Origin of the sequence: Lysinibacillus sp. NPDC092081, assembly GCF_044755845.1 — a bacterium.
Classification (GTDB): domain Bacteria; phylum Bacillota; class Bacilli; order Bacillales_A; family Planococcaceae; genus Lysinibacillus.
This window is the reverse complement of sequence record NZ_JBIVRU010000015.1, coordinates 20,240-31,847: the sequence shown is the minus strand read 5'-3', so window position 1 is coordinate 31,847 and position 11,608 is coordinate 20,240. Positions and strand designations below refer to the sequence as shown.

General features: G+C 35.6%; 14 protein-coding genes and 1 pseudogene. 3 read left to right on the top strand and 12 right to left on the bottom strand.

The annotated features are described in order from the left end of the window. Position 1: 1 nt before the first annotated feature. From ACIQLB_RS18425 to ACIQLB_RS18380, 10 genes are all read right to left on the bottom strand, one after another. Entirely contained in the window at positions 2–397 is a 396-nt protein-coding gene (locus tag ACIQLB_RS18425; protein WP_400728946.1) for a hypothetical protein, read from the bottom strand. 68 nt (positions 398–465) lie between these two features. Next, on the bottom strand, positions 466–1,434 hold the full coding sequence (locus ACIQLB_RS18420; RefSeq protein WP_400728943.1) for a DNA-methyltransferase: 969 nt from the start codon (positions 1,432–1,434) through the stop codon (positions 466–468). A 194-nt stretch (positions 1,435–1,628) separates the two neighbouring features. Continuing rightward, on the bottom strand, positions 1,629–2,432 hold the full coding sequence (gene recT, locus ACIQLB_RS18415; RefSeq protein ID WP_400728940.1) for a recombination protein RecT: 804 nt from the start codon (positions 2,430–2,432) through the stop codon (positions 1,629–1,631). A 2-nt stretch (positions 2,433–2,434) separates the two neighbouring features. Further along, on the bottom strand, positions 2,435–3,364 hold the full coding sequence (locus tag ACIQLB_RS18410) for a YqaJ viral recombinase family nuclease (RefSeq protein ID WP_400728937.1): 930 nt from the start codon (positions 3,362–3,364) through the stop codon (positions 2,435–2,437). A gap of 68 nt (positions 3,365–3,432) precedes the next feature. Continuing rightward, positions 3,433–3,657, bottom strand: coding sequence for a YqaI family protein (locus tag ACIQLB_RS18405; RefSeq protein WP_400728934.1), 225 nt, complete (start codon positions 3,655–3,657; stop codon positions 3,433–3,435). A gap of 527 nt (positions 3,658–4,184) precedes the next feature. Further along, complete coding sequence (locus tag ACIQLB_RS18400; RefSeq protein WP_400728931.1) at positions 4,185–4,439, bottom strand: hypothetical protein; 255 nt, start codon at positions 4,437–4,439, stop codon at positions 4,185–4,187. Continuing rightward, positions 4,427–4,720, bottom strand: coding sequence for a helix-turn-helix domain-containing protein (locus ACIQLB_RS18395; RefSeq protein ID WP_400728928.1), 294 nt, complete (start codon positions 4,718–4,720; stop codon positions 4,427–4,429). The genes ACIQLB_RS18400 and ACIQLB_RS18395 overlap by 13 nt, the downstream gene beginning before the upstream one ends. Before the next feature lie 192 nt (positions 4,721–4,912). After that, on the bottom strand, positions 4,913–5,134 hold the full coding sequence (locus ACIQLB_RS18390) for a hypothetical protein (protein ID WP_400728925.1): 222 nt from the start codon (positions 5,132–5,134) through the stop codon (positions 4,913–4,915). Beyond that, positions 5,131–5,910: a phage antirepressor gene (locus tag ACIQLB_RS18385; protein WP_400728922.1), complete on the bottom strand. Its 780-nt coding sequence runs from the start codon at positions 5,908–5,910 to the stop codon at positions 5,131–5,133. The genes ACIQLB_RS18390 and ACIQLB_RS18385 overlap by 4 nt, the downstream gene beginning before the upstream one ends. A gap of 64 nt (positions 5,911–5,974) precedes the next feature. Further along, positions 5,975–6,211 carry a helix-turn-helix transcriptional regulator gene (locus ACIQLB_RS18380; protein ID WP_400728918.1) on the bottom strand — a complete coding sequence of 79 codons (237 nt, stop codon included), beginning with the start codon at positions 6,209–6,211 and terminating at the stop codon, positions 5,975–5,977. A gap of 165 nt (positions 6,212–6,376) precedes the next feature. On the opposite strand from ACIQLB_RS18380, the gene ACIQLB_RS18375 reads away from it, so the two are divergent. The 3 genes from ACIQLB_RS18375 (at position 6,377) to ACIQLB_RS18365 (ending at position 8,599) form a co-directional block, all read left to right on the top strand. Beyond that, complete coding sequence (locus tag ACIQLB_RS18375) at positions 6,377–6,883, top strand: helix-turn-helix domain-containing protein (protein ID WP_400728915.1); 507 nt, start codon at positions 6,377–6,379, stop codon at positions 6,881–6,883. A 20-nt stretch (positions 6,884–6,903) separates the two neighbouring features. Further along, entirely contained in the window at positions 6,904–7,344 is a 441-nt protein-coding gene (locus tag ACIQLB_RS18370; RefSeq protein ID WP_400728913.1) for an ImmA/IrrE family metallo-endopeptidase, read from the top strand. 94 nt (positions 7,345–7,438) lie between these two features. Then, positions 7,439–8,599: a tyrosine-type recombinase/integrase gene (locus tag ACIQLB_RS18365; protein WP_400728910.1), complete on the top strand. Its 1,161-nt coding sequence runs from the start codon at positions 7,439–7,441 to the stop codon at positions 8,597–8,599. 1,025 nt (positions 8,600–9,624) lie between these two features. Here ACIQLB_RS18365 and ACIQLB_RS24645 read toward each other — a convergent pair. Both ACIQLB_RS24645 and ACIQLB_RS18360 read right to left on the bottom strand, forming a co-directional pair. Further along, positions 9,625–9,786 (bottom strand): annotated as a pseudogene (locus ACIQLB_RS24645) (hypothetical protein); the annotation flags it as partial. 322 nt (positions 9,787–10,108) lie between these two features. After that, positions 10,109–10,723, bottom strand: a complete 615-nt coding sequence (locus ACIQLB_RS18360) for a helicase (RefSeq protein ID WP_400728907.1) — start codon at positions 10,721–10,723, stop codon at positions 10,109–10,111. Positions 10,724–11,608 lie beyond the last annotated feature (885 nt).

The following is an 11,608-nucleotide window of genomic DNA, read 5'->3' as shown; positions in this document are numbered from 1 at the left end:
CCTACTTGCTTTTACGGTGTGTTAATTGCTTCATTCGTTTAAATCGTCTTCGTTCTTTCTGCAGTGCTTGATTGAAGTGATTTTCTGCGTGATTCCACATACCGTTGATCGCTTTATAATTCAAAGAACGATTACTTGTAACACTTCGATGGAAACCTTTTGTTTTGAACTCAGTTGTTAGCCCATACGTTTTAATTGACCAACAACCATTTGTGCAATGCTTGGTTTCGTAACCCGTTTCATGCCACTCTGAATAATCAACTACTTCAGAACCGCACACTGTACACTTTTTATCTTTAAAGCCCCAAGAATACTGGTCATATGCTTCTGATTTCCCAAACTCTCTACAAAGAGCTGAGAAAATTGCTCGTTTACGTTCTCTGTATATTCCAGTCATTTGCCATCACCTCTCCTTATGTCGCAATATTCGAATTTTTAACCATAGGTTTATAAATCCACATTAGTTCAGCAACCTAATTCGTGAATTAATTCCAGCTGTACTTCGCTTAATCGCTTTTCTGCAATTTTTATATATTCAGGATTAAGTTCTATTCCAATAAAATTACGGCCATGTTTTAGAGAAACCAACCCTGTAGTTCCTGACCCAAAGAATGGATCCATTACAACCCCATCCATTGGACATCCTGCTAAAACACACGGCTCTATTAAGTCTTCCGGAAAGGTGGCAAAATGAGCTTCTCTTAGTGGTTTTGTTGTAACTGTCCACACTGAGCGTTTATTTCTTTTTTCTCGAATTGCTCTAAAAGCCTCGTTACCATACTTACCATCAAAGGAACCTCTAGGCTTATTAGTACGCCTTGCTTTTTGAGGTTGTCCAAATGCTCCTCGAGATCCCTTAATATCTTGTGTCCCATAAATTGCTGGCTCTTTTATTGATTCATTATCGTAATAATAAAGTTGAGATTTGCTTAGTAAAAAAATATATTCATGGGATTTAGTTGGTCTATCTTTAACCGATTCTGGCATAGGATTTGGTTTACTCCAGACTATATCTTGTCTTAAGTACCAACCGTCTTGCTGTAATGCGAATGCAACTCGCCAAGGAATTCCTATTAGATCCTTCGATTTAAGATATTCATGAGAGCCTCCACCAGCTCTTAACATATAGTCTTTACTTTTCCCAGTATTCCCGATATATTCTAAGCCGTTCTTACTTCTATTTGCCCAATAACAATCGCCAAGATTCAACCAAACTGTCCCATCATCTTTTAATATCCTTTTAATTTCACGAAACACTTGAACCATATTTTCAACATATTTTTCTGGAGTTTCTTCAAGCCCGATTTGACCTTCTACTCCATAATCACGAAGCCCCCAGTAAGGTGGACTTGTAACCACTGTATTTACAGTTTCGTTAGGTAAAGTTTTAAGTATATCTATACAATGCCCTTGATATATTTTATTGAGTTCCAACTTGTCACCACCCTGTTGCAAAAATTTCTTATAACAGCCCGTCATGCCTCTCGCAAACTGCGAAACTACCACTCACTTTGGTAACTCGATAGTTTGGGTATCTAGTCATGTATTGCAGCACCAGACGTCTGATTTCATCGTTATCCTTCGCCCGCTCAAATATCCAAGCAGGCAGAAGGACTTTGTGTGGTACGTTATTCATTCACTTCTTCTACTACAAGTTCAGGTGCATCAACGAAAAATTCTGTTTCTGGAGTGATGTCTTTCATTTCACGTTTTGGTGCTGTACCCTCGTCATAAGCTACCTGTTGTTGCATTTCCACGCTAATCGGAAGGTACTTCCACATGTGTCGTACAACGGTCTTTTTAGCCATCTCTTCGTAATCTGTAGCCCATGGTGAATATGATGAATTGGCAGCCTTTGAGCGACCTTTACGCTTCTCGATATCGGCTTTTGACATGAACTCAAATTGATAGCCTCCATCCTTGAAATGAGCTACTGAATAAGCACCTACAAAATTGCCTTTATCTACGTCCATACAAGGCTTGTGCTTTAACTTAGGGTCTAATCCTAGTTCGTACTCAAACTCATCTTTCTCGTACACTGCATGAGCGTAAATCGACTGTATATGACCACTACGTCTTGCAAGGTCAATCATGCCTTTATATCCAATGATGAATTGAACTTCAGTAATGCCCTTTTTGTTATTTTTGAACGGTAGTAAGTAGCAGTGACCCATTAAACCAGGTTCTAATCCTAGTTGGGCAGCTTGCATAACTGCACCTAGTAAACTAGAAACATCTGCATCCTTAAGCGCTGGAGTTGTACGAATAGTAGTCATCGCTAGTCGCATTAGACGGTCAACATCCATGTGTTTTGGTAAAGCTTGTGCCATTGCTGGAGCCATTTGTTTTAAGTAATCATCAATTGTTTTAGGTTTTGCTTGAGTAGATGGTGCTTGTTGCATTTGAGCTTTCAAATCATTTGTAGTTGCCATTGTTAGTTAGCCTCCTTAATTGTTAAACGTCTTGATGGTGATTCTTTGCAATACTTTTTGTACAAGTCAGGATTCTCATCTTTCAATCTTTTGCTATCAAATCGATTGGAGAAGATGGTTTTATATGATACTTTAAAGCGATTAGAGTGCCCTTCGGCAGCCTCTCCAAGAGTCATTTTGAGCTGATTTTCATATTCTTTACGTTGCTTTTCCAATTGCTTTTCCTCGACTTTTATCGATTCGATTGCCTCTATTAATGTGTTGGATTGCTCGTCCAACATAATCGCTGAGCCATCATCTTGTGGGTACATTTTGGCTAGTAATTCTGTAGCCGATGTACTACCATCAATAACCGGAGGCTCATTAGCTAATACATGATTCTCCCAAAACTCTTTCTCATGTTGGATCATCAACTCGATAAATTCATCATCCCTTGCAACTTCTTTCCAAACGAACTTGTTACCACCTATTAATACAGCGATATAAGCTTTTTCGTAGCCAGTTACCGCAAGATAATGTTGCAACTGACAAAGGTATGCTGCTGGAACATCTTCACCATTCCAACTGTCCTTCAAGTACTCACTTGCTGTTTTGCATTCCAAAAATGCTTTTTCACCAACAACATCCCTATCTAAGTTTGCTGTCATAAAATAATGATTAGGATGTCGCAGCATTCTATTGATCTTCCGAATTTTCTTGCCTGTTCGTTTTGCAAACTCTCTAGCTACAACATCTTCAAGAACATTGCCCCAGTATGCAGCCTCGCTATCTGATTCGTCGATAATATCCGATGTCTTTTCAATGTATAGTTGAAACGCTGATTTCCAACGATTAAAACCAAGAATTGCTGATGCATCAGAACCACCAATACCACTCTTACGGAGCTGTAGCCATTCGATGCGATCCATTTCTAATGTAGAAACTGCTTCCATTCTTTTGCCCTCCTGTGCTAAAATCTGATTAATAAATGTTTTTCTAAGCCACTATTGTGAGTAGTGGTTTATTTTTTTGTACAAAATTCTGCTCCGAAGCAATCTTCTGCATAAGTGTGTAAGTTGTCCAAATGAACAATGTCATCGTTCGGAAACCTCATGTAGTCATCGTTACTAACTATTAACGAACCATACTTATCACGAAAATCTCTTTCGACATATCGGAATGTCGGTACCTTATTGATAGGTTCAATTGTTCCTAACACCATCGGATTTTCCACTAGTAGATTCATATTCTCACCTTCTTTCTGATGGATAACCACCAATCTACTTACAAAACTGTCATCGCATCTGGGGCCGTTTGGCTGTCGCTCGCTCCTAAAAGCAGGTCATGGTGTACTGTGCTAGGCTTTATAAATAGATTGCTAGTCCCATCAAGCAGCTCATAATGTGTTTGGCTAACCAACCAATTCGAGAAGATTATGAACTGCTTGACGAGAGCGAGTTAACACTCGCAAACGTCTGTAATTTTTGTTGACTATTTACTTTTTCTGTTTTATATTTACAATATCCATGTGCTGTTTAACAGGAAACTGTTAGGCAGCCTTTTTTTACTGTTAAGCCCAATGATTGGTTAAAAATATATCTTTCTCCTTTTCTGTGTTATAATAAAATAGATTTCATAATTATTTTCATGCTGTTTAATCGTTCCTGCGATTAAGCAGCTTTTTTATTGCCATTTAACTTCTCCAGCATGTTCTTATCACAATAGAAATGCACATATATTAACCTCTGCTTTAATGTCATGTATCGCCATGCTCTAGGCTTGATGCGCAACCTTCTTCACCACCTCTATGTTAATTCCTTTGTCTACAAACTTGAGTGCTGTTAAGTACAACCCTTTTTGTCGTTCTAAATGCTGAATACGAGCTATTGAATTTTGCATGTCACAACCACGATCTGCAGCTAGTTGATAACGACCATCTTGCGTATGGATTGTTACCTCTTTAACTAGGTCCTCGATACATGCTTTCTCTTTTATAATTTGGTTGTTAATTAGTTTTAAAGCATCCAACTTATAAACCCTCCTACTATTGATGGAACTGTTTGTGATAAGTGTGCAAGCATATTTGCCATTTCCATTCCGAACATCAAAGCTGTTCCAGCAAGCTCCGAATCAGTAATTTTCAACCATGAAGCGAAGGTGAAAATATCTATTGTCTTTCTGCCACTTTCTAATTTACTTACAGCTGATTGTGTACTATCTAATCGCTCCGCCATTTCTTCCTGAGTAATATTTGCATCGATGCGGAATTTCTTTAACATCTTTCCGACTTTCGCAAAATCTGCAACCATATCTTTTTGCCCCTTTATTCCAATTTCGAATATATTCCTTTATCGAATACCAATTTCGACCAAGTTAACTTAATATAAAGATAAGAGGTAGATTTGCCCCTACCTCTTAGATTTCTACTAGATTGGTAGTTTGACGAGGCCATTTGCCCTGGCCTCTCCTATTAAATTGCACCTGCTCGTGCTTATATATTTTTAAGACCATTCATTCATAATGATATTTTTTATTGTTTCTTTTGTTGGTTCTGCAAGCCAAACCCTCTTACTACGTGGTTTTGGCTTTCTTTCATAGCGTTTAATTCTTGGATCGCGCAGTAGATTAGCTTCAAGGAAAGTTTTTCTGTATCGTGTTTCTCGAATGATGTCATCTATATCCCAAAAAAGCGTTACTTCATCTTTGATTTGATCTTGAATCATATAGCGACCACCTTCGTAAGGAACTTTTTAATAAAATAGGCTTGTCCTTTTCCGGTGATTTTTGATGTTCTGTTAATACTAATTTCTCCACTATTGTGGTAAATTGGCGTTTCTTTAATTTCAAACAATCCTAGTTCCATTGACTTTTGTGTAGGTGAGTTATAATCAGAGCCTTTACGTTTGATTAAATAGCCATTATCTCTAAGCCATTCGAATAGACGTTTTTGCCCAACATCTACTCCGTTTTGTTTTAGGATTTTGGCAAACTCACCAATTAAAATTGATGTATGGCTTGCTTGTACTGCTTCAGCGAATATTACTTTTGGATTTTGAGCCTCAATTATTAGTTGTTGCTCAACGATTTTTTTCTTGTTGTTTTCGATTGTTTTATTTGCAATAAGTAATGCTTTGGCCATGATTGATGCTTCATCGTCATTTTCATCAGTAGCGATGTATCCACCGTTGAGGCGAATTTCTTTCAAGATGTTTTTGACCTGTTTTTTGAATTGTTTAGCGATAGGTTTACGTGATTGCATTAACACTTCGTATAACCCGTTTTCTGTTAAGAACCATGATTCACGATTTTGACCTGATAGGAACAATGTTCGTATCAGCTTTTCATCTTCATCTACTGAACGAATCATTTTTGATGTGTCACTATGTTCAATCCAATTAGCAACATCCTTTGCTAGAAATAATGGATTTTCTAGTGTTCCATATACTTTGAATTTTTTTGTTAATACAGCTTGTTCATGGATAACTTGTAATTGGTTCATAATAAAACCTCCTTTTTAAAGTCCTTTCAATCAGCAAACTTTTGGATGGCGATTTAGAAAATATTTAAATAACTTTTCTTTTATCACGATGTAAACTATGTGCAACATCATGGGTAAAAAAAATCTCCCTTGGATCTTTATCAAAGAAATGCCCGAGCTTTAAAACCATTTCTGCTGTGGTATTTCCTCCTTTTTCAATTGAGATAATGGTGTGTCTTGAAACACCAAGAGCTATCGCAAGTTCTTCTTGGGTTAAATCAAATTCTTTACTAAGGCGAAGATACTTAACAACGTTATACATTTTAATTCACCTCGTTTCCGTTGTTGTACATTGTTTACATTTTCATAGTAAACTACGTACAACACATTGTCAACTATGTTCTACAAAAAAATTAAGATAATTACTTAATATTTTGTAGTATATGTTTTACAATATGGTAAATAGAGTTTACAAAGGAGGGTTAGTATGAACGAGAACGAACTAGGTGACTTATTAATTAAACTTAGAGGAAATCATTCTTTAAGGGAAATTGGGGAATTAACAGGATTAAGTCATACCTACATATCAGATGTTGAAAAGGGGTATAGAAGAGGGTCTAAAAAACAGTTAAAACCTTCTCCGGATACCTTAAAAAGACTCGCTAGTGCCTATAATTATCCGTATGAAGAATTAATGAAAATTGCAGGATATCTTGAAACAGAAACTACAACAGATTATATTTCTGAAGATAAATCGACTAATGGTTCACAATTAACCGAAAAAGATGAACGTGATATCGGAAAGAGAATGGCGAAAATCAAAAAAGATCTAATAGAAGGAAGTAGCGATGACAACCAAGCTGCACTGAGTTTTATGGGTGAACCAATGAGTGAAGAGGCGATTGAGTCACTTTTAGAAGCCTTGGAGCATGCTGAAAGGTTAGCCACACTCGCAAATAAAAAATATATCCCTAAAAAATACAGAAAAGATTAGTTATAAAGGGGTTGACGAGTATGTGGATTAAAAACATCGTTCAAGACTTGATTAATCAGCATCAAACAACTGATTTTACTGTAATTGCTCAGCAGATGAATATTCAAATAGTAGAGCATGATCTAAATGAAGAAATATATGGCTTCTATCGTTATGTTAGAAGAAATAAATACATCTTTATAAATTCAAATCTTGCTGAACATAAAAAGAAGTTTGTTCGTGTCCACGAACTTGGACATGTGGTATTACATCCTGATTTAAATACCCCATTTATGAGAAGTAATACTTTTTTTTCGGTAGATAAAATAGAACATCAAGCAAATCGTTTTGCGGTTGAAATGTTAATAACCGATGAACTTGCACAAGATTATCTTGCTGAAAATATGACAATATATGAAATAGCTTCCTTACATCAAATCCCAGTGGAACTGGTGAAATTGAAATATAAGGGGCTATTTTAATACAGAAAAAGGGAACATATATTCCAATTCGAAAGGAGTGATGCTGACGATTTTCTTCATTGTACCTGCTCGTGCTTAATCGGAGGAAATCACATTGGTTAGAAAACAATTTTTTAATACAAAAAAGGATTGCATTTACTGGTACAAAGATTCGGAAAATGAAAAGAAGTTTGCATTTCGCTATAAGTACTATGATCGATTTGGGAAGCGAAAAGAAAAATCTCAACAAGGTTTTGATACTGAACACGCAGCAGAGCGTGCATTAATTGAAGTAAAAGCAAATGTATTAGATGGAAATGATAGATATGTAGAAAATGCGAATTTAACGGTTGCACAATGGATGGAAATTTGGTTTGAAATGAAGAAAAATGTATGGCGTCCTGGCACGTATATACATTATCAAGAATCTTACAATAATCATATTAAACCACTTATTGGCCATTACAAAATACAAAAAATCACTAAAATGACTCTTCAAAGAGAATTGATTGATAAGTTAGTATCATATAAGTTAAAACGTGCAACCATTCAGGGTGTTTTTAGAGTTTTCAAATCCGCTGTTTCGTATGCTGTCGAGGAAGAAATCCTGCCGAAAGATCGTTTTAAGAAAATGGACTTTAGTGCTGCACCAACTGGTGATAAAGAGAATTTTTATACTGAGGAAGAACTGAAAACATTTTTATCATGTGTAAAAGAAAATGACCCTACTACTAGATATACTGTTATTCTTACTTTAGCGATGACGGGTATGCGTAAAGGTGAAATGATGGGGTTAACATGGAAAGACCTTGATTTTAAAACCAAGTCTATTACGATTAACAAAGCTCGTACAAGAACAGGACTTGGGCCACCGAAGAGCGATAATGGTTACCGGAAAATTAGCATGAATAACGAATTATATGCTCAGTTAAAAATTTATAAAGCCTGGTGTATAAAAAAGAAATGGGAAAACAGCATGCAACATAAAGATGAGGATTTTGTTTTCATTTCTAGGCAAGGATGCCGTCCAATCGGCTTAACTTATGTCGAGGATGCAATTGATATGATTTGTAATAAGTATGAAGTACGAAGAATATCACCTCACGGATTAAGACATACAGTTGCTTCCATTTTACTCGCTCGAGGCGAAACGCTTGTGACAGTAGCAAAAATACTTGGGGATGATCCAAACACTATATTAAAAGTATATGTTCATTCATTTGAGAAGGATGAAATTAAATCTATTGATTACATGAATCAATTTGCAAATGGATGAAATACAAAAAAATAACGACATTTAAACAATTTGGGGTACTTTTTGGGGTTCACTTTTACCGGGGCCCCTCCCCTTCCTTATATATCAACGTTTTATTCTCCTTTCCATCCAAATGATGTAGTTCGCATGATACACCACGCCCATTTGGTCGGTCTCAGCATATCGAATTTCGATTTGTTTCTCACTAACAAACATTTTCTTCACCTCGTCCTACATTATAGCGTAAAAATATTGATTTGGCGGTGTTTTTGCTCTATCAATAAAAAAAGATTAAATAATAAATACTTGAAATTTAGTTCAGGGAAAATATTTCGTGAAAAATGTTAGTTTCCGTTTTCACCCGTTGTACCCCACTTATTTGGGGTACAAGTTGGGGTGCAGTACAAAACAGGTGATTCCCGACCAATTTATTCCTAATTTCATCTGGACTTACATTATTTAGTTACCTATTATTAATATGAGGTGATACTTTGTCAGGCATTTTAAAATTTACAAAATACATTCTTATGCTCATTTCTGCGAGTCAGTTAACTAGGTTCAGTCAAAATATTTAGAACCCATACTTCTATATGAGTATCTTGTGTTTATAGCATTTTGTTTTTTACTTGGTATATTGGAAGATTTTTTTAAACCTAGTAAAAAAACAAATATTTTAGTACGTGTAGTAATTATCATTTGTTCTCTTGTTTTATTGATTACATCAGTCTCTATCAAATCCACTACTACAATTATTTTTTCTATAGTAATGTTTATTGCAATTAGTTTCTCAGTATTTTTAGAAATCAAGCAAAAGGATTAATCACCTTTTGCTTTTTACCTCTCTCCACTAAATTGTTTTTTCCAATCCTCGCAGCTCACAAATGGCACTGTAACTCTAGGTGCTTTACCTCAATTTACGCCTTATTAAATGCCCGTTCATACGTCATTCCCATGTCCTCCATTTATACTATTTATTGTATATAAAACAAATAACCATAATAATATCTTGATATAAAAAAAAGCACTGTTTTAAAGTGCTTTACATACTATCTGTATTTTCTATATACCTTCTCAGCTAAATCTTTAGCCAATTGATCTGAAATTTCCCTATCCATGATTCTTAGGGCCTTTGCCAAATCAATTATTAACTTAGGTCGTTGTTCAAAATTAATCAGTTGCATCAATGTATTTAGTGCCACCAGTAGTTCTTGATAATTATCTCGTTACTTTCATAAACAGCAGTATATTCATCCCTATCTAAATAATCGCCAATAATAATTTGGTGTCTACAAGGATGATTTAGTTGAATAAGAATCCGTTCCACAACTCTTAAAAAATATGGGCCGGCCATGTTTGTCGCGCTCCGGACTAGCCTGTCAAGCGCAGGTCTGTCTTTCTCTAATATTCAGGATTTTATAAATACCAAGGGAGGAAAACCTTACCGTGCCGTCCTACCTCCGAGTTTACATCATATTTTTTCTATTTCAAAATATGCTACATGTTTTACATTTGTTCTTTTTATTACATCTGTTACATTTGTTCCTTTTGTTGGAATAACGCATTCACCTTATTCATATTTTCAAATTCTTTATAATTGTCCTGTAGTGTTTTTTGACAAAATATAAAATGATCATTAGGGTTCCAAACGTGTAGATAATCAGCACAGTATCCACGAAGCCACAAAACACCGTTAATTCGTCTAAGGTAAAAGCCTTTCGGAAATTCATCATCTTCAGTTAGAATCTCCGATGCTATTGTGATGGAACCTGAAGGAGCTTGTTGTTGCTGTAAAGGATTGCCGGAATAACCTTCAAGCTGATCCAGGTACTCCAATCTTAGGTGAGGTCCTAACTCAAGCGGGCACAATTCCAAACCAAGTTCCCCAGCTCTTTTATAGATTTGAGTCATATTAGCTCCTTCAGGAAAACCAAGGTCTTCAACAGTTAGTTCAACGGTCTGTATGCTGTACTTCGTATCAGAAGTCATAAATTTATCGTCTGCAAATAGCCTCTCTCCATACTCATTCATCAAGATAGAGTATTGTTGCAATTTCTGGATAAGCTCCGATTTAGTAAGCCCACCAACTTCCACCGTTCTACTAATAAATGTGCAATAAGGATATATTTTATCATTTTCAAAAAGCATTTGTAGTCACTCCTATCAAATTTTTGTAAATAGAAATATTCTACAATTGCCTATAAAATTCCTTGGCCACTAAAAATGAAGAAGCCTTCCGACTACTTCTTCATCTGTCTCAAAATACTATTTCTTACTCTGAAAATTGTCCAGAAAACCAACCTTTATACGTAGTGTTGCTGATAAAACAAATGATACTTTTTTCATATGTATATTCCCTTATATATTCATTATAACTTTACTTCAGGAATCGTTACCACAATGTCCAAAAGATATCCTCTCATTCACATATAATTTATAAGGGATAGCAAACAGTGAAACACAACCGCACGTGCTGTGAGCTATTCCCATCTGATTGAATCTGATCAGAACTAATCTTTTGTAAAATACTACGGGTTAATTTGACAATAAGTGAAGAAGTTAATTCAGAAAAATTCCTCATTTTTATTTTATCTTCATATGTTGGTTTTGGTTTCTGACTATTTTTAATAAAAACTACCCAATCATTTTCTATCTCACTAATATTTTTCCCGTATACTTCCTCTATTTTCTTTTCTACATTCTTATCGTTGTATATCTTTTCAAACTTTTCTATTCCATAAGTGTCGATTAAATAATAAATAAAAGGGCATAAACCAATTCGAAGCTGTAGCGTCTACAAACGCTGCGTCTTTTTTAATGTATAGGTATCCTCAATTTGCACAAATTAATATTGAGTGTATCGCACGCACTTATTAGGTTGTGGCGTTAGTTGACCGTCACGACCTCCCCCATTTGTTACTTAGGGTATTCATTCATTTCATATCCGTGACCCTTTAAAATTTACCATTATTACATATAGAGGTGCTTTAATTGACAACATTCGGAAAATGCTTATATATCGCTTTCTTTGTA

Bases quoted from the DNA above. Each gene is read 5' to 3' on its own strand.
- ACIQLB_RS18425 (WP_400728946.1), bottom strand. From the start codon at position 397: ATGACTGGAATATACAGAGAACGTAAACGAGCAATTTTCTCAGCTCTT.
- recT (WP_400728940.1), bottom strand. From the start codon at position 2,432: ATGGCAACTACAAATGATTTGAAAGCTCAAATGCAACAAGCACCATCT.
- ACIQLB_RS18410 (WP_400728937.1), bottom strand. From the start codon at position 3,364: ATGGAAGCAGTTTCTACATTAGAAATGGATCGCATCGAATGGCTACAG.
- ACIQLB_RS18405 (WP_400728934.1), bottom strand. From the start codon at position 3,657: ATGAATCTACTAGTGGAAAATCCGATGGTGTTAGGAACAATTGAACCT.
- ACIQLB_RS18395 (WP_400728928.1), bottom strand. From the start codon at position 4,720: ATGGTTGCAGATTTTGCGAAAGTCGGAAAGATGTTAAAGAAATTCCGC.
- ACIQLB_RS18390 (WP_400728925.1), bottom strand. From the start codon at position 5,134: ATGATTCAAGATCAAATCAAAGATGAAGTAACGCTTTTTTGGGATATA.
- ACIQLB_RS18385 (WP_400728922.1), bottom strand. From the start codon at position 5,910: ATGAACCAATTACAAGTTATCCATGAACAAGCTGTATTAACAAAAAAA.
- ACIQLB_RS18380 (WP_400728918.1), bottom strand. From the start codon at position 6,211: ATGTATAACGTTGTTAAGTATCTTCGCCTTAGTAAAGAATTTGATTTA.
- ACIQLB_RS18375 (WP_400728915.1), top strand. From the start codon at position 6,377: ATGAACGAGAACGAACTAGGTGACTTATTAATTAAACTTAGAGGAAAT.
- ACIQLB_RS18370 (WP_400728913.1), top strand. From the start codon at position 6,904: ATGTGGATTAAAAACATCGTTCAAGACTTGATTAATCAGCATCAAACA.
- ACIQLB_RS18360 (WP_400728907.1), bottom strand. From the start codon at position 10,723: ATGCTTTTTGAAAATGATAAAATATATCCTTATTGCACATTTATTAGT.